Origin of the sequence: Coleofasciculus chthonoplastes PCC 7420 (assembly GCF_000155555.1) — a bacterium.
Lineage (GTDB): Bacteria > Cyanobacteriota > Cyanobacteriia > Cyanobacteriales > Coleofasciculaceae > Coleofasciculus > Coleofasciculus chthonoplastes_A.
The window spans coordinates 17241-39968 of record NZ_DS989863.1 but is presented as its reverse complement, the minus strand read 5'-3'; the positions used below and the strand labels follow the sequence as shown (position 1 = coordinate 39968).

Sequence of the window (22728 nt, the reverse complement as noted above, 5' to 3'; positions counted from 1 at the left end):
AACGTTTATGTGAGTTAAGAGATGAAATTTGGTTTAATGTTTTTTGCCAGTAGTGAAGAGGCTCTCGTTGGGGACAAATATAGTCTGCTACTTGAAAGTGCCAAGTTTGCCGATCGCCATTCGTTCTCAAGTATTTGGACACCCGAACGACACTTTACCAAGTTTGGCAGTCTTTATCCCAATCCGGCTGTGTTAAATGCCGCCCTCGCCAGAGAAACCCGGCAGATTCGATTACAAGCCGGAAGTGTTGTTTTACCGATTCATAATCCGATTCGGATTGCCGAAGAATGGGCGGTTGTTGATAATTTATCGGCGGGTCGAGTTGGACTATCGTTCGCGTCGGGTTGGAATCCTAATGACTTTGCCTTTTTTCCGGAAAAGTATCAAAACCGTCATCAGGAAATGTTTAGCGGTATTGAGATGATCCGAAAGCTATGGCGGAGTGAATCGATTCAAGTCACCAATGGAAAGGGGAGTCAGGTCGAGATCCGGATTTATCCCACACCCATTCAACCTGACTTGCCAATATGGATTACGGCGGCGAGTAATCCTCAAACCTTTATCCAAGCCGGAGAAATTGGGGCGAATCTTTTAACTCATCTCCTTGATCAAGATATAGACACCTTAGCTGAAAAAATTACCCTTTATCGTCAGGCAAGAGCCAAACAGGGACACAATCCGGAAACGGGGGTTGTTTCAATTATGTTACATACTTTTGTGGGGCAGGACTTTGATGCAGTTCGAGAGCAAGTTCGTGTTCCTTACTGTCACTATCTAAAGTCTAATTTTAGTCTACTCAAAGGGTTAGCCCAAAGTCGGGGATCGACGATCGATCCATCGACGTTATCTGAATCAGACTTGGATGCATTTGTCAACTTTTTGTTTGAAAAATATGCCACCGCTAGAGGGTTAATCGGAACCCCCAACACCTGTCTCGAATTACTTGAAAAGCTGGACAATATTGGAGTCGATGAAGTCGCTTGTCTACTCGACTTTGGTCCAAGTAAAACTCTCATCTTAGACCATCTACCCAGTCTAAATCAGCTTCGAGAACGCTATAACGCTGAGATATCTGCGCCAAAACGCTCCTTTGTCCCAACCCATCCTGTTCAGAGTCTACAATCCAACTCCGTAACATCTGCCCGACAGAATCAACCGCGATCGCCTAATCACGACACCTTGTCAGATATACGGATGCGATGTAGCGATCGCCAAAATGTCCAAGACTACTATCAACGATTGCATCAGCATGGACTGCAGTTAGGCAAAGCTTTTCAGGGCATAGAACAGTTGTGGTTAGGCAAAGCCGAGGCACTCGCCCAAGTAAAGCTGGATGGGACAGAAATTAACGCCCAGGATTCGATCCAAATGAATGTCGCTCTCTGGGAAACCTGTCATCACGTTCTCTTGGCAACGTTACTCAAAGAAGGGCTTTTAAGTAATACTTCTGTCCTTTATCTACCCATGGGACTCAAGACTGTTCAAGTCTACGAGACAATTAGCCATGAGGTGTGGAGTTATGCCTATTTGTCAACTGTTACCGACACCCTTATTGAAGGAGATGTTCGCCTATTCGATCAAACCGGAAAACTATTAGTCAACATTTCGGGTTTACAACTCCAGCCTGTTGAACACCAGAATTATCAAACCCAGGATCAAGATCAGTATGCCGACTGGTTTTATGAATTGCAATGGCAACCCCAACCCCTGCTCAAATCATCATCGTCACCGATACGAGAACCAGGGAGCTGGCTCATTTTTGCCGATCTCACAGGCATCGGTCAAGCGCTAGCCCAACGCTTAGAGGCGCAGGGAGACATCTGTCGGCTGGTTTATGCGGCTGAAGAAGATGCCGTGGCTCAAGAGGGTCAAATTCTCCTCAATCCCACCGAGCCAGAAGCGATGCAGGCACTCATCGAACAGATGGAAACGCTCCCCCCCTGTCGAGGTGTCGTGCATCTTTGGAGTTTAGAGACAACACCCCCTGAAGCCACAACCCTCTCATCCTTAGACAAGGATGGAACCCGGTCATTAACCAGTACCCTACACTTAATTCAAGCGCTACAACGGACTAACCGCTCTCAATTGCCTCAGATTTGGTTAGTCACCCAGGGAGCGCAACGAATCGGTTCTGAAGCCGTTCCGCCCGCCATCGCTCAAGCACCCCTGTGGGGTGTGGGACGTTCCCTGGCAATGGAAATCCCCCAGATGTGGGGAGGATTGATTGATCTCGATCACGACGTTTCCCCAGTCAATGCAGCAAATGCATTGTTTGAGCAACTTTGGTATCCCGATCAAGAAAGCCAAATTGCCCTCCGGTGTGAACAACGGTATGTGCCTCGCCTTGTCCCTAGTCCTAAACAGTCAATCCCTAAACAACCCCTAAGTTTACAGTCCGATGGTACCTATCTGATTACAGGAGGCTTAGGTCATCTGGGGTTAAACACCGCCCGTTGGCTAGTTGAAAACGGAGCGCGACATATCGTGTTGATGGGACGCGGTGAGGCTTCCAGTACGGCTCAACAAGCGATCCGCCAACTCGAAGCGTTGGGGGTTCACGTCTTAGTTGTCAAAGCGGATGTCTGTAATCAAGCCGATGTTGTTGAAGTGCTAGAGAAAATTAATGCCTATTCTCCACCACTGCGGGGAATTTTTCATGCCGCTGGGGTAGCGGGATTTCACCGCTTTTCCGATATGACACCTGACTTGATCCAGTCCATCCTGGCAGCCAAAGTCATCGGAACCTGGAATTTACATCAAATAACTTTAGGACTCAAGTTAGACTTTTTTGTTTGTATTTCCTCGATTACATCATTGTGGGGCGCTGAAGGATTGGCATATTATGCAGCGGCTAACCAGTTTCTTGATCTCATTGCCCATTATCGTCATCATCTGCACTTACCCGCTTTGACCGTTAATGTAGGAGCCTTAGCCGGTGGCGGGATGCATTATCGCCATCAGGGAGTTACAGCCCTGCGGGAGATCGTGACACAAATCGGCTTGAAATACTACGAGCCTCAGCTATTCCTGAAAACTCTAGAATCTTCCTTGGTTCGAGGCGTGGCTCAACCAATCATCGTCGATATTGATTGGGCTATTTTCAAACAACTTTATGAAGCACGGGAGCGCCGCACCCTGCTCAAAGAAATTGAGGTAAAATCGCCCCAGCCGCTAGTACAACCCTTGGGCAAACTGGGGCAGGTGTTACAGCAGTTAAAGGAAACCTCGTCCAGCGATCGCGACGAGTTTTTGATCACCTACCTACAGGAAAATGTAGCCCTCGTGTTGAAACTTAAACCGTCTCAACTCCCCAGTTCTGAACAAAACTTAACTGAGATAGGGATGGATTCGCTGACAGCAATGGAATTCAAAAATTCCATTCACCAGGAATTAGGTATAGACATTCCTATCGTACAATTTATTGGGGGAACAACGATTGCCGCTTTAGCTGCTGAGATCAACAAGCAGTTAATCTGGGTAGAAAAAGAGGGAAAAATTGAGCGTCGCCAAGACAACCAAGTCAACCAAACCCGTGAACAAAAGAGTGATTGGATTGAGGGGGAACTATGAATTTATCGTTTTTTTTACAAGAGCTTTCTATTAAAGGTTGGAAATTATGGAGTGAGCAGGGACGGCTGCGCTATCGGGCGCCGAACAATGAAGCCACCGCCTCAGTATTAGAACAACTTAAAGCCGATAAACTAGACATTCTCAAGTTGCTGCAAGAACAGCCGCATCTACTAGAAGTTTATCCCCTATCTTATGGTCAGCGGGCGCTCTGGTTTTTGTGGCAATTGGCACCAGCGAGTCCAGCGTACAATGTCGCGTTTAACTGTTGCATTTGTTCCCAGGTAGACGTTGCCGCGTTGCAAAAGGTTTTTCAAACGTTGACCGAGCGTCACCCCATTTTGCGTAGCACCTTTCCCAAGCTAGGCACAGAACCCATTCAGCAGGTTAATCCAGAACAACTAGTAGATTTCCAGCAAATTGATGGGACAACCTGGCATCCGGAAGACCTAAAAAAACAGGTCATTGCCGCCTATCAAACCCCCTTCAATCTTGAACATGGACCCGTGATGCGGGTGAGACTGTTTACCCGCTCGGCTCAGGAGCATATCCTGTTGTTAGTCATTCATCATATTACCGGGGAAGGATGGTCAATTGGACTCTTACTAGATGAGTTGAAAGTGCTTTATCCAGCCTTCAAAATGGGTCAAGTGGTTAATCTTCCCCCGCCCGAACATTCCCACCCAGACTATGTACATTGGCAACAGAATCTAATTGAAAGTCCAGAGGGAGAGCGTCTGTGGAACTACTGGCAGCAGGAATTAGCGGGAGAATTGCCCGTGTTAAACTTGCCCACCGATAACCCTCGACCCTCAGTACAGTCCTACAAAGGGGCATCCTATCCCCTGCATTTGAGTGAAAGCCTAACCCAGCAACTGAAGGAACTGGCTCAATCTGAAGGGACAACATTGTACACCCTCCTCTTAGCCGCATTCCAAGTCCTACTGCATCGCTATACAGGGCAAGCGGATATTTTAGTCGGCTCGCCAACAGCCAGCCGCCACCGCCCAGAATTTACACAAATCGTGGGTTACCTAGTCAATCCAGTGGTCTTACGGGCAAATCTCTCCGGAAATCCCAGCTTTAGGGCGTTTCTAGCTCACGTTCGCCAGAAAGTCGTAGCCGCGATCGCTCATCAAGATTATCCCTTTGCCCTGATCGTAGAGCGGCTCCAGCCTGAGCGTGATCTGAGTCGCTCACCCCTATTCCAAGCTTGCTTTGTCTGGCAAAAACTCCAACAAACTCCAGATGTGCTGAAGTTGTACTCCAATCAGGTGGGAACGACTGTCGAGTGGGGGGGATTGGTGCTGGAACCCTTTGAGATGCCACAACAGGAAGGTCAGTTTGATCTAACCCTAGAAATTGCTGAAACTGACTCATTTTTAGTGGGCGACCTCAAATATAATACCGATCTCTTCTACGAAGACACCATTGCTCGGATAGTGGGTCATTGGCAAACTTTATTAAACACCATTGTCACCAACCCAGACCAATCGGTGGGTGAGTTACCCCTACTAACTGAGCAACAGCGATACCAGTTGTTAGTGGAGTGGAACCCAACCACTACCTATCCTGTATCCCAATGCATACATCAGTGGTTTGAAACCCAAGTGCAACGGACGCCTGATGCCATAGCAGTGGTGTTTGCAGACCAACAGTTGACCTATCAACAATTAAATGAGCGAGCGAATCAGTTAGCCCACTATCTCCAATCCTTGGGAGTAAAACCAGAGGTATTCGTCGGTCTTTGTGTCGAACGCTCACTGGAGATGATTGTGGGACTTTTGGCAATCCTCAAAGCTGGGGGAGCTTACGTGCCACTTGATCCAGCTTATCCGACTGAGCGGTTGGCTTATATGCTGGCAGATGCCCACATCTCAGTGCTAGTGACTCAAGATAAGCTAAAAGCCATCCTACCGCCACCTACCTCTGCCCTCGTCACCGTCATATTGGATCGGGATTGGCAACTCATTGCCCAACAGAGTACCGAGAATCCCGTCAGTGGCGTTCAGCCCGATCATTTGATGTATATCATCTATACATCTGGCTCAACCGGGGAACCCAAAGGCGTTTTAATCCCCCACAGTAACGTGGTGCGTCTTTTCCAGGCGACACAAGATTGGTTTGAGTTTAACCCTGAGGATGTCTGGACGCTATTCCACTCCTATGCCTTTGACTTCTCCGTTTGGGAACTCTGGGGCGCCTTAATTTACGGCGGGCGTCTGGTGGTGGTACCCTACGACATTAGTCGCTCACCCGAAGAGTTTTATCAGTTGCTGAGTCAAGAACAGGTTACGGTTCTCAATCAAACCCCAGGAGCATTTCGTCAACTGATCCAGGCAGATGAAATATTGGGTGATGCCCATCCCTTGAGCTTACGCTGGGTGATTTTTGGTGGGGAAGCCTTGGAACTCCAAAGCTTGAAACCTTGGTGGGAACGACATGGCGATCGCACTCCGACTCTGATCAATATGTATGGGATTACCGAAACCACCGTTCACGTCACCTACCGCCCACTCCAGAGCGCCGATTTGGATCAGGCAGCCAGTGTGATTGGTCGTGCCATTCCTGACCTACAATTGTATATTCTTGATCCCCAAGGACAGCCTGTACCCATCGGCGTCCCAGGGGAAATGTATGTGGGGGGAGCCGGGTTAGCCCGAGGCTATCTCAATCGTCCCGAACTCACAGCACAACGGTTCATTCCCCATCCGTTTAGTGCTGATCCAGAAGCAAGGCTATACAAAACAGGGGACTTGGCTCGCTATCTCCCCTCTGGAGATATTGAATATCTGGGTCGCATTGACAACCAAGTGAAAGTTCGTGGCTTCCGCATCGAACTGGGCGAAATTGAAGCGGTACTCGCCTCACACCACAAGATCCGCCAAGCCGTGGTAGTCGCCAAAGCCGATTTATCAGGAAATCAGCGCTTAATCGCCTATCTTGTGCCTCAGGGTGAGCCACCCACCACGCGGGAACTGCGTGATGTCCTGAAACAGCGATTGCCAGAGTATATGATACCCAGCGCCTTCGTGGTGCTTGAGGCAATGCCGTTGAATCAGAATGGCAAGGTAGATCGCCACGCCCTGCCCGAACCCGAAGCCAATGGAGGGCGCTCTGGAGCGTTGGTTCCGCCCCAAACCTTGACTCAAGAGTTAATTGCCACCATCTTTACCGATGTCTTGGGAGTCCCTGTGGGCATCTACGACAACTTCTTCGAGCTGGGGGGACATTCCCTACTTGCCACCCAGATCATATCCCGGCTGCGGCAAGCCTTTGAACTCGACCTACCCATGCGATCGCTGTTTGAATCTCCCACAGTCGCTGAACTCGAGCAAACCTTGAGTCAATTCCGTCAAGTTGAACCCCTGGAACAAGACTCGGCTCGCTCTCTCCCCTCCCTCGTCCCCGCCCCGGATCAACGTCATCAATCCTTCCCCCTAACGGATATTCAGCAAGCCTACTGGCTCGGTCGCGATGCTAGCTTTGATTTGGGCAATATCTCAAGTCATGCCTACTTTGAGATCGATACCGTTGATTTAAACTTAGAACGCCTGAATCGAGCTTGGCAGGAATTAGTTGACCATCATGATCTACTGCGGGCTGTAGTGCTACCCAACGGTCAACAGCAAATTCTGGAACAGGTTCCTCCCTATGCGTTTGAAATTTTAGATCTGCGCCACGAATCACCCCAAACGATTACCACTCAGTTAGAAACGATTCGTGAGCAAATGTCCCATCAGGTTTTGTCCACGAACCAGTGGCCCCTATTTGAGATCCGGGCTTCAGTTCTAGACGAAAAACGCATCCGTTTACACCTAAGTATCGATGCTATTATTGCCGATGCTTGGAGCTTAATCCTGATTGGGCAACAGTGGCTACACCTCTACCGCCATCCCGATCAGTCCCTCCCCAAACTCGACCTGTCGTTTCGAGACTATGTGTTAGCCGCATCAGCGTTTAAAGAGACACCGGAGTATCAGCGATCTAAGCATTACTGGTTAAATCGTCTCCATACCCTACCCCCCGCCCCTGAGCTACCCTTAACCCGAAATCTGGCGTCTACCCCAGAGCCTCAGTTCCAACGGCGCAGCGCTCAACTCTTACCGCAAGAGTGGCAGCAATTGAAACAGAAAACGGTTCAGGGGAATCTCACCCCTTCGATTGTCTTGTTAACCGCCTTTGCGGATATCTTAACCCTGTGGAGTAAGAGTCCAAAATTCACGATTAATCTCACGCTGTTTAATCGCTTACCGTTACATCCTCAAGTGAATGACTTGGTTGGAGATTTCACCTCCCTGAACCTGCTTGAGGTCAATAACTCCGTCGCTACTCCCTTTACCAACCGCGCTCAACGCTTACAGCAGCAATTGTGGCAAGACTTAGATCACCACTATTTCAGTGGCGTTGATGTCCAGCGAGAGCTGCGCCGTCAGCGCGGACATTATCAACCGATGGGGGTGGTGTTTACCAGTACCTTGGGACTCAATTCCCTGACTGAAGAAGAATTTAGTCTCAACCAGTTGGGAGAACTGGTGTATGGCATCACTCAAACGCCCCAAGTCTGGCTTGATCAACAAGTTTATGAACAAGATGGGGGGTTAGTGTTCAACTGGGATGCGATTGAAGAATTGTTTCCCGTTGGTGTTCTGGACGATATGTTTGAATCCTATTGCCAATGGCTGAAAACCTTAGCCACCTCTGAGCAGGCGTGGGATGACCCTTACCCTCAACTCTTACCCCCTGCCCAACGGGAACAACGAAGAGCCGTAAATGATACGGCGGCACCTGTGTCAAAGCAGACATTACAGGGTCTATTTCTGGAACAAGTGAACCGCAACCCCCAGGCGATCGCGATGATCACGCCAGAGCGTCGGTTGACCTATGAGGATGTCTACCTCAGAGCCAACCAACTTGGTCATCGGCTCCGGCAATTAGGCGCTGCACCGAATACATTGGTGGCGGTGGTGATGGAGAAAGGCTGGGAACAAATTGTTGCGGTTCTGGGCATTTTGATGTCTGGTGCGGCGTATTTACCCATTGACATCAATTTACCTCAAGAGCGACAAACCTACTTGCTGGAGCAAGGAGAGGTGAAGCTGGTTGTCTCTCAATCCAGGTTGAAGGAACAATTACCCCTGCCAAAAGACGTGCAATGTTTGGTTGTTAAGCCAGAGGAATTTGCAGAACTCCAGGTTCAGGAACTCCCATCGGTACAGTCGGTGACGGATTTAGCCTATGTGATTTATACCTCGGGATCTACCGGTGTACCTAAGGGGGTCATGATCGACCACCAAGGCGCCGTGAATACGATTTTAGATATCAACCAGCGCTTTGGCGTCACCGCCCGCGATCGCGTCTTGGCGCTATCGGCATTAAACTTTGACCTGTCGGTGTATGACATTTTCGGTTTACTCGCCGCTGGGGGCGCGATTGTTATGCCCTCACCGGAAAAACGCACCGATCCCGCACACTGGTTAGACTTGATTACCGCTCACCAAGTGACGTTGTGGAATACTGTTCCGGCTTTAATGCAAATGTTGGTGGATTATCGGGCTGATTATCCTAACCCAGACATCTTACCCTTACGATTAGTTTTATTAAGTGGGGATTGGATTCCTCTGAGTTTACCCCAACAAGTCCAAGCCCTTGGGTCAAACCTACAGGTGATCAGCCTGGGCGGAGCAACAGAAGCCTCAATTTGGTCAATTTATTATCCCATTGAAGAGGTTCAACCCACACAGCGGAGTATTCCCTATGGGAAACCCTTGCAGAACCAACAGTTTTATGTATTCAATGAGTTGATGCAGCCTTGTCCACTGTGGATACCGGGATACCTTTATATTGGTGGCATCGGACTCGCTCAAGGATACTGGAAAAATCCACAGAAGACCGAAGCCAGCTTTATTACTCATCCGTTAACGGGAGAGCAATTATACAAAACCGGTGACTTGGGACGGTATTTGCCCGACGGCAATATTGAATTTATCGGTCGAGAAGATTTTCAAGTCAAAATTAATGGATACCGTGTTGAATTGGGTGAAATTGAATCGGTATTAAGACAGCATCCGGCGGTTAAAGAGACTGTGGTGACAACTCTCGGAGAGTCCCGAGAACAGAAACGCTTAGTCGCTTACGTTGTCCCCGAACAAAATGCAACCCTTAAAGCGCAATCGGCGCAAACTGAAGCCTACGATCCCCATCAATTAGACGGCGTTATTGTCGATCCCCTAGAGCGGATTGAATTTAAGCTTAGACAACCCGGACTACGACCCAAACAAGCCGAGCAAACAACTATTGAGTTACCAAAACCGGAGTTTGATGAAGCTCTAAATCAAGCCTATCTCGCTCGTCAAAGTTATCGGCAATTTCAGCGTAGTTCGATTTCGTTAGACGACTTTAGCCAATTTTTAAGTTGCCTGTTCCCCATGCAACTGGAGAGTTATCCGCTGCCCAAATATCGTTATCCTTCCGCAGGAAGTCTTTATCCAGTACAGACTTATTTATGGATCAAGCCGAATGCTGTGAACGGGCTAGACGCCGGAGTTTACTACTACTCTCCCCCTGACCATCGCTTAGTCTTAATTTCAAACAGCGCTGAAATTGATGGGAGTATTTATGGGGGAAATCAGTCAATTTTTGAACAGTCAACTTTTGCCATCTTTTTAATTGGGCAGTTCAGTGCCATTTCGCCCATGTATGGCGATCTTGCCATGAATTTCTGCCTCCTGGAAGCGGGTCATATCGGTCAACTGTTGATGAGTAACGCGCCAACCTACTCCCTGGGTTTGTGTCCCATTGGTTATCTCGAATTTAGCCAATTACGAGAGGTATTCAAACTCGAATCAACTCAGCGTCTGCTGTATAGTTTTGTGGGAGGAAAAATTGAGGCGGCTCAAACTCAACGCTGGTTCTCGTCTGATTCGGGACAAAGATCACCTTTTAATGCTGATGAATTGCGAGAGTATTTACAACAGAAGTTACCCGACTACATGGTTCCCAAACTTTTCATGGCGTTAGACACGTTGCCACTGACTCCCAATGGTAAAGTTAACTACAAAGCCCTACCTCAGCCGGATCAGGTGAATCCTCCACTGGAAAAAGTTGTTACGCCACCCCGTACTCCGGTTGAAAAACAGTTAGTTCAGATGGTGGAAACTATTCTTGGGTTAAATGGGGTAGGAATTGACGACAATTTCTTTGAAATCGGGGGGGATTCCCTTGTCGCCACTCGCCTCATCTCCAGAATTCGGAAAGACTTTGAGATTGAACTCCCTCTCCGTCAATTCTTTGAGGAGCCAACAGTTAGCCACATCGCTGACTACATTGAAACAGTCAGTTGGGTGGGGAAAGAGTTAGACGAGGCAGAGTTTGATCACGACGAAGAAGAAATATGAAACCCTAGAGCGCTTAAGCATCGGATGGATTGAATCAACACCGTCAACTCACCAATTATGGAGTCATTGAAACCAACAACAGGATGATGCGTCAAAAACTATCTTTATCTAGGCTGCGAACCTTATTTAATACTTACCAGACTATCCGGAAAAATAGTCAAAATCCTGACTTCGTTCTATTAAAAACGATTTATTCTGGACGGTTTCAATTTGGTGACTTGGTTTCCCCTAATGTCATGAATCATACTGGAAGCGATTTACCGTTCATCCAGGATTTATAGAGATCAACATGGGGATAGAGTGAGCCAATAGTTCAGAGAGCATGGAGCAAGAAGAGTAAGAACAATGAATCAAAGCCGGGTGGTCAAATTTCTGTCTCGACTCCGAAAACTAAATATTCAAGTGATTGCTGAAGGAGAAAAGTTACGGTATCGAGCCCCGAAAGGCGTTTTAACAGCTGAACTCCGTCAAGAAATTGCCGAGTATAAACCAGAAATCCTCGCCTTTCTGAATACAGTCGAGGGTAAGGTGAAATCGGCACTGCCTCCCATTCAGGGTATTCCGAGGAACCAACCCTTACCACTCTCATTTGGTCAAGAGCGACTCTGGTTTCTTGACCAACTTGAAGGTTCAACTGCCTATAACGAGCATGGCGGAATCCGAATTACAGGTGCGCTAGATGTCAGTGCTATACAACGTGCCTTTGCCGAGGTTTTGCGCCGCCATGAAGTGCTGCGGACGACTTTCCCCTTGGTCGATGGTATGCCACAGCAAGCGATCGCACCCGAGGCAACGGCAGAACTGACACAATTAGATTGGCAGCATCTATCGGCAAGCGAACGAGAGAGCCGATTGTCTGATTATGCCCAACAGCAAGCCCAGATGCGGGTTGATTTAGCCGCAGGACCGCTAGTGTATGCCACGTTGATCCACCTCGCGCCGGATGAATGGGTGCTGTTGATTGTGATGCACCATATCATTTGCGACTATTGGTCAATCGGTATTTTTATTCAAGAACTTTCGGCTTTGTATCAAAGCTTTAGTCAACAGAAACCCTCTCAGTTACCGGAACTGGTGATCCAGTATGCGGACTATGCCCATTGGCAGCGTCATCGGCTCAATGGCGAGTGGCTCGAATCCCAACTGTCTTACTGGAAGGAGCAGTTAGCCAATGTGCCCTCTTTGCTCAAACTGCCCACGGATCGCCCTCGACCCTCGGTGCAACGCTATCGGGGTGAGGCTCAAACCTTCATTATCGACCCCTGGTTAACTCAACAGTTGCAGGAGTTGAGCCAACGGTGTGGCACAACGCTATTCATGACGCTGTTGGCGGCATTTTCTACCCTATTGTACCGCTACAGCGCTCAAGAGGATATTCTCATTGGTTCGCCCATCGCTAATCGCAACCGAGCCGAAATTGAACCCCTGATCGGCTTTATTGCCAACATATTGGTATTGCGCGTGCGCCTAGAGGACAATCCCAGTTTTGTCCAATTATTGGAACAAGTACGGGACGTCACATTGCAAGGGTATGGTCATCAGGATTTACCCTTTGAGCAAGTGGTGGAAGCCCTGCAACCCGAGCGTTCATTAAGCTACTCGCCACTGTTCCAAGTCTTGTTCGTCTTTCAGAATGTACCCAAAGAGCCATTAGTGTTACCTGGGGTGACTCTAAACCCCTTCGCTCCAGAGACACAAACCGCCAAGTTTGATCTGACATTAATGATCGAGGAGAGCGAGCAAGGCTTAATCGGAACCTGGAAGTACAATACAGACTTATTCAACCCAGAAACCATTGCTGGCATGGCTGGGCATTTCCAAACCCTATTGTCCGCGATCGCAACGGCTCCAGACCAGCGGGTGAGTCAATTCCCACTCCTGAGTGAGCAACAGAAATACCAGTTGCTGGTGGAATGGAACCAAACAGCAGCCACTTATCCCCAAGACAAATGCATCCATCAGTTGTTCGAGGCACAAGTGGAACAAACCCCCGATGCGGTAGCCGTGGTTTGTGAAGACCATCACCTGACCTACTCAGAATTAAATCGTCGGGCGAATCAATTGGCATACGAGTTACAAAGCTTGGGTGTCGGTCCAGAGGTGTTGGTGGGCATCTGTTTTGAGCGCTCTGTCGAAATCATCGTGGCGCTGCTAGGGATTCTCAAAGCGGGTGGTGCTTATGTCCCCCTTGACCCCACCTATCCCCCAGAACGTTTGCACTATCTGTTAAGCGATTCCCAAGTCTTGGTGCTGCTCACTCAGCAAAAATTCTTGGATCTATTGCCGCCCTCTTCAGCCCATGTCATTTGTTTAGACATAGACAACCAAAACCTGGATGCCAAGAGTCAGGAGAATCCAGTCTGTCGCACCCATGCCCATAATCTTGCCTATGTCATTTATACCTCTGGGTCTACTGGCAAGCCCAAGGGAGTTGCCATTGAGCAAAAATCCATCTTAAATTACCACTACGGTGTGACCGATCGGATGACGTTTCAGCCCAATCGCCATTTTGCTTTAGCGGCTACCATTAGTGCTGATTCAGGTCTCACCACTATTTTTGCCTGTTTATCGACCGGGGGAACTCTTCATCTGCTTTCGGATCAACGAGTGTTTGACCCAGATGCCTTTGCGGACTACTTCACTCGCCATCCCATAGACTATTTCAAAATAGTTCCCTCCCATCTGGCGGCGTTGCAAACCCCAACCACTCAACAGTCAATCCTGCCCCAAAAACTCTTGATTCTCGGTGGTGAATCCTCCAATGCAGATTGGGTGCAACGCCTTCAAGAGCAAGCCCCAACCTGCACCATTTTTAATCACTACGGTCCAACAGAAGCCACCGTCGGCGTCTTAGTCTATCAGGTCGAGGATAAGTCAGATCTGTCCCAATACTCACAACTTCCCCTAGGTCGTCCCCTGGCAAATACCCAAATCTACATTCTTGACTCCCAGCTACAACCTGTACCCATCGGCGTTCCCGGTGAATTACATATCGGTGGTGTCTATTTAGCCCGAGGCTACCTCAACCGACCCGATCTCACAGCGCTGAAATTCATCCCCAATCCGTTCAGCCAAGAGCCAGGCTCACGTCTGTATAAAACCGGAGATCTTGCCCGTTATCTACCCGATGGCACCATTGAATTGCTAGGTCGCATTGATCTCCAAGTCAAAATTCGTGGCTTCCGGATTGAACTGGGAGAGATTGAAGCCATACTCAGTGAACATCCACAAGTGCAAACGGCAGCAGTTATTGCTCGCTCCGAACCATCAGGAGACAAGCGTCTCGTGGGCTATGTGGTGGTCAACCACGAACCCGCCCCCCCGATTAGTGAGCTACGCAACTTCCTGAAGCAGCATCTGCCTGAGTATATGATACCCGCGACCTTTGTGGTGTTAGCGGAACTGCCCCTGTTAGCCAACGGTAAGCTCAATCGCCAAGCGTTACCCGATCCCGAAGTGAATGGGGTTCGCGAAACTGAGTTAGTCCCGCCCCAAACCCCCATAGAACAGACCTTAGCGGTGATTTGGCAGGAGGTTATGAATCTGCCTCAAGTGAGCCGCCATGATAATTTCTTTGCCATCGGCGGAGACTCGATCCTGAGTATCCAGGTGGTCTCTCGCGCCAAGCAAGTGGGTCTTCAAATCACACCAAAACAGCTATTCCAACATCAAACCCTGGCTGAACTGGCGGCTGTCGCCAACACAACGACTACTGTGATTGCTCAACAGCAGACTGTCACGGGAGACGTTCCTCTGACTCCCATTCAAACCTGGTTTTTCGAGCAAAATTGGTCTGAACCCCATCATTTTAATCAGTCGGTACTATTGCAAGTACCCCATACCTTCCAGGCTGAGGTTTTGTGCCAAGCGGTTAGCCAATTGCTAGAGCATCATGATGCCTTACGTCTACGGTTTAATGTTCAGGCAGGGAACTGGCAGCAGATCAACAACGGGCTGGAAGACACTGTACCGTTTGAGTCAGTTGATTTATCAGATAAGTCCCCATCCCAACAATCCAGGGCGATTGAAGACATGGCGGCTGCCCGACAAGCCAGCTTAAATCTCTCAGCCGGTCCGTTGATGCGAGTCATACTGTTTAAGTTGGGTAGCAACCGTGAAGGACGTTTACTGATCATCATTCATCACCTCGCCGTCGATGCCGTTTCGTGGCGGATACTAATTGAGGACTTATTGAAGGTTTATCAGCAGCTAGAACAGGGAAAAAGCCGACAACTGCCGCCGAAAACCACCGCCTTTCAAGATTGGTCGAGGCGTCTGCGTGATTATGCCCAATCAAAGGATTTACAGCAACAGTTGCAGTATTGGCTGAATTTACCTTGGTCGAACGTCGCACCACTGCCAATGGATGAACCGACGAACCTACATCAGAATACAGTGGCAAATGCCGCTGACATATCTGTGGCGTTAGAGCAAAAGCAAACGGATGCCCTCCTTCAGGAGGTATCGGTTGCCTACAATACCCAAATCAATGATGTTCTTTTGACCGCATTAGTACAGACGTTGAAGATATGGACGGGCAACTCTGCTGTTCTCATTGATTTGGAAGCCCATGGACGAGAAGACTTATTTGAGGAGGTGGATATATCCCGAACAGTGGGCTGGTTTACGAGTATTTTTCCTGTCCTATTACAGGATGCAACTTTAACGGCACCTGGAGAGCAACTTAAGGTAATCAAAGAACAATTGCGTGCTATTCCCGATCGGGGGATTGGTTACGGCATTCTCCGTTATCTCAGTCAAGACCCTGAAAGTTGCCGTCAACTGAAGGCATTGCCTCAAGCAGAGATTCGCTTTAATTACTTTGGACAATTGCTACAGGAAACCGTCCTGGGCGTAAGTTGGCAAGTTGATCATCGGTTGAAGCAGTTTGATCGTAGTCCCCAGGGAAATCGGCCCTATTTATTAGATATAAATGCCATGATTGTGGAAGGAGAATTGAAAATTACGTGGACGTATTGCCATAAAATTCATCACGGTGATACAGTAAAAAAACTAGCTAATCAGTATAAAGAAGCCCTACAGGAACTAATTGACCATTGTCTGTCTCCTGAAGCCCAGGGATACACGCCCTCAGATTTTCCGGAAGCTGGGTTGAATCAACAAGAACTGGATAGTTTATTGGAAGAGGTAGGACTGTGAATCAAACAGCAGAAAAGCGCAAGACTATAGAAGCAATTTATCCGCTCTCGCCAATGCAACAGGGAATGTTGTTTCATACCCTTTATGCGCCCCATTCAGGAGTCTATGTTGAGCAAAAGTTGTTTACCCTGTCGGGGCATCTTGATCGCGCTGCCTTTAAGCAAGCATGGCAGAAGGTGATCGAACGCCATCCCGTTTTGCGGACGTTATTTGTGTGGGAAAATCAACAGCAACCTCTACAGGTAGTCCGCAAACAGGGGGAGTTACCTTGGATGGATTACGATTGGCGCGATCTATCTGCCCAGGAGCAACAGCAGCGCTTGCAGGACTTGTTGCAATCAGACCGCCATCAGGGGTTTGTTCTCAACCAGACTCCCCTGATGCGCTTTACCCTGATTGAGCTTCCGGAGCAACGCTATCAGTTTCTCTGGAGTCATCACCATATTTTAATGGATGGTTGGTGCCTCCCGATTCTGCTCAAAGAAGTTTTGACCTTCTATGAAGCTGACAATCCAGGTCAAAGGGGTTTACTGACGACGCCTCGTCCCTATCGAGACTACATTGCTTGGTTGCAACAGCAAGACCGATCCGAGGCGGAAGCATTTTGGCGACGGACGCTCCAGGGATTTAGAGCGCCCACACCCCTAGTTGTTGATCGCCCTCAGCATCAAGGCTGGGAACAGCAACCCAATTATCAAACCCAGGAACTGCGATTATCATCCAACGTTACTCAAGGACTTCAAACCTTAGCCCGAGAGCATTCTCTCACCTTAGCTACCCTGATCCAAGGTGCTTGGGCGCTATTGTTGAGTCGCTATAGCGGAGAGTCAGAGGTGGTGTTTGGAGTAACGGTATCGGGACGTTCGGGTAACTTATCCGGCATCCAAGAGATGGTTGGACTGTTCATTAACACCCTACCCTTGCGGGTTTCAGTCCCCAGAGACAAGTCCTTGTTGGGTTGGCTAGAGCAACTCCAACAGACACAAATCAACCTGCAGGAGTATAGCTATATTCCCCTAGCAGACATTCAACAGCTTAGTGAGGTGCAAGCCCCAATCACCCTGTTTGAGAGCATTGTGGTGTTTGAAAACTATCCGGTCGATCAATCGTTGAGGCAGTCAAACCACTCCCTCACCGTCACAGATGTAGAGGTTTTTGAACAAACCAATTATCCCCTGACGGTGTTGATCCTGGCTGAAGCTGAATTATTAATTAAACTGAGTTACGATCGCAGTCGTTTTGACGCCGATACCATAGCGCGTATGGCAGGACATTTACAGACAATCCTAGACGCGATCGCGGCTAATCCACAGCAGCAAGTCGGGGAACTGCCCTTGTTGACTGATGCTGAACAGCAACAGTTGTTAGTCGAATGGAACCAGACAACTACCGATTATCGAGATACCTGTCTCCATCAGAGGTTCGAGCAACAGGTTGAGCGCACTCCTGATGCCATAGCCGTAGAGTTTGACAATGCTGTATTGACCTATCAGCAGTTGAATGAGCAAGCTAATCAGTTAGCTCACTATCTGCAATCATTGGGGGTAAAACCTGAGGAATTAGTGGGTTTGTGTGTTGAGCGCTCTTTAGACATGGCGATCGCACTATTAGCCATCCTGAAAGCAGGTGGAGCCTATGTCCCCCTCGACCCCGCTTATCCCCGAGAACGGCTGGCTTTTATGCTAGAGGATACTCAATCCAAACTCATCCTCACCAAATCCCGATTGCGATCGCTGCTCCCCGATGTCCCTCATCTCGTCTGTCTTGATGAACAAAGGGACTTGATCACCCAACAACCCACCACGAATCCCACCAGTTCCGTCACCCCCCACAACCTTCTCTACGTCATCTATACATCGGGTTCGACCGGGCAACCCAAAGGCATTACCCTATCTCACCAAGCCCTAGGCAACCTGATTCACTGGCATCTAGACACCATGGAAAAGGGGGTTGGGGTTCTCCAATTTGCGTCCCTCAGTTTTGATGCCAGCTTTCACGAAATGTTTGCGGCTTGGTGTTCCGGTGGCACACTGTACATGATTTCAGAGAATCTCCAGTTGGATGTGGATAAACTCGTCCATTTCTTAGCTAAAAAAACCATACAGAAAGTCATTTTTCCAGTCGCTTTGTGGCAACAAATTGCCCAAGTGTATGGGCATCAATCTCATTTGTTTCGTCATCTAACTGAGGTGGTGACAACGGGTGAACAGTTGCAAATTACTCAGCCAATTATTGAGTTGTTTAAGCAGCTCCACCATTGCTATTTGCATAATCATTATGGTCCATCAGAAACCCATGTCGTTACATCCTATACATTCAACGATTCACCCGATACCTGGCCCATTTATCCTCCCATTGGTCAACCGATCGCCAACACACAGATTTACATTCTAGACCAGCAATGGCAACCCGTTCCGATTGGCGTTCCCGGTTTTTTATGCATTGGCGGGGCAAATCTGGCACGAGGTTATCTCAATCGTCCCCACTTAACCGCCGAGAAATTCGTGTCCAATCCGTTTGGCACAGGAAAACTTTACCAAACAGGTGACATGGCGCGGTATTTGCCAGATGGCAACATTGAGTTTCTGGGGCGGGTCGATCACCAGGTCAAGATTCGCGGCTTCCGGATCGAATTGGGTGAAGTCGAAGCCGTTTTAAGCAAACACCCACAGTTAAGCCAAGTAGTCGTCACCGTACAGGGAAACACCGCCAATGAAAAACGACTCGTCGCCTATGTCGTTGCCAAACCAGAACAGACCGTAACAGCCGAACAATTGCGGCAGTTTCTGTTGTCGAAATTACCAGAATACGCCATTCCATCAACATTTGTTGCTCTAAACGCCTTACCGTTAACACCCAATCAAAAAGTTGATCGTCGAGCGTTACCTATACCCGACTTAGTATTCAGCGATGCAAACGAGTATGTACCGCCAAGGACACAAAAAGAAGAAATAATCGCCAATGTATTCGCTTCAGTCCTCAAACAGCCGCAAGTAGGTATCCACCACAACTTCTTTGAACTGGGTGGACATTCCCTCTTGGCCACTCAAGTCGTCTCGCGACTGCGGCAAATCTTCCAAAGAGAAATCCCCCTACGCACCTTATTTGAAGCCCCCACCGTCGCCGAATTGGATACCGCCCTCACCGCCAGTGAAACCACCAACGGTGGCAAAGTTCTACCAGAAATCACAGCCATACCCAACCCAGAAGAACCCCTGCCCTTATCCTGGGCACAAGAACGATTATGGTTTTTGCAGCAACTCGAAGGGATTACCCCCACCTACAACATCTGTAGCGCCCTGAAAATCACCGGACCCCTGGAGCGCGTTGCCCTAGAGCAAGCCATGAGTGAGCTGATAGAACGTCATCAGGTACTCAGAAGCACATTTAAAAGCAGCAACGGCATTCCTCGCGTCGAATTGCTGCCCCTCTGGGATTTCAGTATCCCACTCATCGATGGGCGCTCCTGGTCAAAATCGCCACAATCGGAAAGAATCAAAGACTTCGCCATCCAACAAGCCCAACAAGGGTTTGACCTGAGCAGCGAACCGCTGATGCGGGTGAAACTCTTGCAGCTAGAGGAGCAATCCTACATTCTGCTATTGAGTTGGCACCATATCATCTTTGACGCCTGGTCAAAGGAAATATTTGTGCGCGAACTCATCGCCCTGTATCAAAGCCACATCACTCAAGAGCCCCCCGGTTTACCCCCTCTGCCCATCCAATATACCGATTTCGCCTACTGGCAGCGACAATGGCAAAAGGCAGAAATAATCGAGGCACAACTCAACTATTGGCAGCACCAACTCGCTGGAGGCTTACCCCAATTGCCTTTAGGTACAAATCCCCCGGTATCAGGGACTCCTAATCATCAAGGGGCAAAGGAAACCATCCGCTTATCCTGCCAACTCACAGCATCCTTAAAACAATTGAGCCAGAGCCAAGGCGTCACCCTATTTATGACCTTGTTGGCGAGCTTCAAGGTGCTATTATCTCGCCACACCGGAGAAGAGGATATCATTATCGGTGCCCCCATTGCCGGTCGTCATCACCTAGGCACAGAAAATCTAATCGGCTTTTTTATCAATACCTTGCCCATCAGGAGTGACCTATCAGGAAATCCCAGCTTTGTCTCCTTATTGCAGAGGGTGCGCTCGGTGACCCTAGAAGCCTATCAAAATCAAGACATTCCCTTTGAGAAAATCGTCGAACACCTGCGCCCAGAACGCTCATTAAGTCGGCATCCCATCTTTGATGTCACCTTGAATCTCCTCAACACCCCAGCCGCCCAACTGGAGGTGCCGGGATTGACCTTTGAGCCATTAACCTGGAGCGAAACCGATGCCAAATTCGGGTTGAGCGCCCTGGTGCAAGAAATCGATGAGCAACTCAACATCACTCTGGTGTATCGCCGGGAACTGTTTGCCAAACAGGAGATGGAGAATTTCTTAGCCCAGTATGAGTATTTACTCCAACAAATCATTGAGCAACCCGATAAGTCGATTCACTCCTATTCTCTAGTCACCCCACAATGCCAATCCCAGCTCCCTGACCCAACCATCCGGTTAGACGTACCCGAATACGCCCCAGTCACCAGCCAGATAGCCAACTGGGTCGCCTTGACCCCCCAACAAGTGGCAATCACTCACCTGGGTGAGAGGGTATCCTACGCCCAATTATGGCAAAGGGCTTTTGAGATTGCCCAAGTTCTCTTAGCTGAGGGTGTGCAGCCGGGAGACGTTGTTGCCCTCTGGGGGGAAGCCAGTGTGGGACTGATTGCCGCCATGGTCGGGGTATTCTTGTCGGGGGGTGTCCTATTAATCATTGACTCCACCCTGCCAGAGGCTCGAATGCAGGTGATGGTCAAGGAATCGGGAGCGAAGTATCTGCTCAACTTGGGGGATAATGCCATACCCCAAACCCTCACAATCGGGGCAGCCCAGCTGATTGACATTCAGCCCAAGACTGGGGAACCCTGCCAGAGTCCCAGCCAAGTGATGCCATTGCCCCAACTTACCCCAGAAGCTCCCGCCTACATCTTCTTCACCTCAGGTAGCACCGGTAAACCCAAAGGCGTGTTAGGCACCCACCGTGGGCTAGCTCATTTTCTCGCTTGGCAGGGGCAGACCTTTGAGATTACTCCCCAAGACCGAGTGGCTCAATTAATCCGTCTCAGTTTTGATGCCCTGCTGCGAGATGTGTTTTTACCCTTAACCCATGGGGCAAGACTCTGTTTACCTGACCCGGAGAGGAATTTAGAACCCTCACAAATTTTCAATTGGTTAGACAAACAACAAATTACGGTAATTCACACAGTCCCGACGGTGGTGCAGTATTGGCTCACTCAAAAGCCCCAGGGCATCGGTTTAGAGTCATTACGCTGGCTGTTGTTGTCCGGAGAACCCTTAACCCAAACGGTGGTGCAGCAATGGCGAGAAAGTTTTCCGGCATCAGGGCAGATGGTCAACTTGTACGGGACAACGGAGATGACCATGGTGCAATGCTATTATCCGGTGCCCATAGAGCCGCCATTGGGTGTGATGCCGGGAGGGTGGTCTTTACCCCACAGCCAAGCCCTGATTTTGAATCCAGCCAACCAGTTGTGTGGCATCGGTGAAATCGGTGAAATCGTGATTCGCTCGGGCTGGGGCACCTTGGGCTATATCAATGAGCCGGAGGCGCAACAGCAACGGTTTAAGCCCAATCCCTACGGCGATGACCCCCAGGTGGTGTGCTACTACACCGGGGACTTGGGGCGTTATCGGGCAGATGGGTCAGTGCAGGTGTTGGGGCGTCAGGATGAACAACTCAAGATTCGAGGCATTCAGGTGCAACCTGGGGAGATTGAGGCGGTGTTGAATCAGCACCCCAAGGTGGCGGCGAGTGTGGTGACGGTGTGGGAAGCGTCTCCAGGGGATAAACGCTTAGTGGCTTATGTGGTCGCCAGAAAGAATCAGCCCTGGGAGGGGTCGGAGTTACGCACTTTTGTGCAGCAGCAGTTACCGGATTATCTGCTCCCCTCTGGCTGGGTAGCACTGGAGGCGTTACCGATGAGTGCCAATGGCAAGGTCAATCGGCGGGCATTGCCTGACCCATCAGAGAGTCTGGGGAACCGAACGGCGCAAGTGGCTCCAAGGACGCCTACGGAGGCGGTGATGGTGAAGCTGTTTGCTCAACTGCTGGGAGTTGAGGCTGTTGGGGTGGAGGAGAATTTCTTTGACATCGGGGGGCATTCCCTGTTGGCGACTCAACTGGTTTCTCGGTTGCGAGAGGCTTTTGATCTGGAACTTCCCTTGCGTACTCTGTTTTCCTCTCCTACTCCCGCCGCTTTGGCTGTCATCATTGATAAAATGAAAGTTACTGCCGATACGAAAATTGATGCACCTAAAATCACAAAGATTTCTCGCGAACGACGCCGAGTTCAACTTTCGTCTCAAGAGGAGCTAAAACTTCCTGATTCCTTAAAAAACTTAAACTCAGGAATGAACATTCAAGGAAATGATCCGAATCAGTGACATTGAGCGCATTGGTTATGGGTCTCTAATGGCCCAGGTATAACCGACAGCAGGACAGCAACTCTTGCACCATTCATGCGGTTAGTTGA

5 protein-coding genes are annotated in these 22728 nt (G+C 49.2%); all 5 read left to right on the top strand.

Annotated elements, in window-relative coordinates; translation table 11 throughout:
• Window positions 1-21 precede the first annotated feature (21 nt).
• The 5 genes from MC7420_RS26110 to MC7420_RS26090 all read left to right on the top strand — a co-directional run bounded on the left by MC7420_RS26110 (window position 22) and on the right by MC7420_RS26090 (window position 22639).
• Window positions 22-3570, top strand: coding sequence for a type I polyketide synthase (locus tag MC7420_RS26110; RefSeq protein ID WP_052307555.1), 3549 nt, complete (start codon window positions 22-24; stop codon window positions 3568-3570).
• The gene (locus tag MC7420_RS26105) at window positions 3567-10964 is read left to right on the top strand and encodes a non-ribosomal peptide synthetase (protein WP_006104235.1); all 7398 of its coding nucleotides are present in this window, start codon (window positions 3567-3569) and stop codon (window positions 10962-10964) included. Before MC7420_RS26110 ends, MC7420_RS26105 begins: the two co-directional genes overlap by 4 nt.
• 83 nt (window positions 10965-11047) lie before the next feature.
• Window positions 11048-11245 carry a hypothetical protein gene (locus MC7420_RS26100; protein ID WP_157453336.1) on the top strand — a complete coding sequence of 66 codons (198 nt, stop codon included), beginning with the start codon at window positions 11048-11050 and terminating at the stop codon, window positions 11243-11245.
• A gap of 64 nt (window positions 11246-11309) precedes the next feature.
• Window positions 11310-16124 carry a non-ribosomal peptide synthetase gene (locus MC7420_RS26095; RefSeq protein ID WP_006104246.1) on the top strand — a complete coding sequence of 1605 codons (4815 nt, stop codon included), beginning with the start codon at window positions 11310-11312 and terminating at the stop codon, window positions 16122-16124.
• Window positions 16121-22639, top strand: coding sequence for a non-ribosomal peptide synthetase (locus MC7420_RS26090; RefSeq protein ID WP_006104275.1), 6519 nt, complete (start codon window positions 16121-16123; stop codon window positions 22637-22639). Before MC7420_RS26095 ends, MC7420_RS26090 begins: the two co-directional genes overlap by 4 nt.
• The last annotated feature ends 89 nt before the right edge of the window (window positions 22640-22728 follow it).

Coding starts and splice junctions, on each gene's coding strand:
- MC7420_RS26105 (WP_006104235.1), top strand. CDS start 3,567: ATGAATTTATCGTTTTTTTTACAAGAGCTTTCTATTAAAGGTTGGAAA.
- MC7420_RS26100 (WP_157453336.1), top strand. CDS start 11,048: ATGATGCGTCAAAAACTATCTTTATCTAGGCTGCGAACCTTATTTAAT.
- MC7420_RS26110 (WP_052307555.1), top strand. CDS start 22: ATGAAATTTGGTTTAATGTTTTTTGCCAGTAGTGAAGAGGCTCTCGTT.
- MC7420_RS26095 (WP_006104246.1), top strand. CDS start 11,310: ATGAATCAAAGCCGGGTGGTCAAATTTCTGTCTCGACTCCGAAAACTA.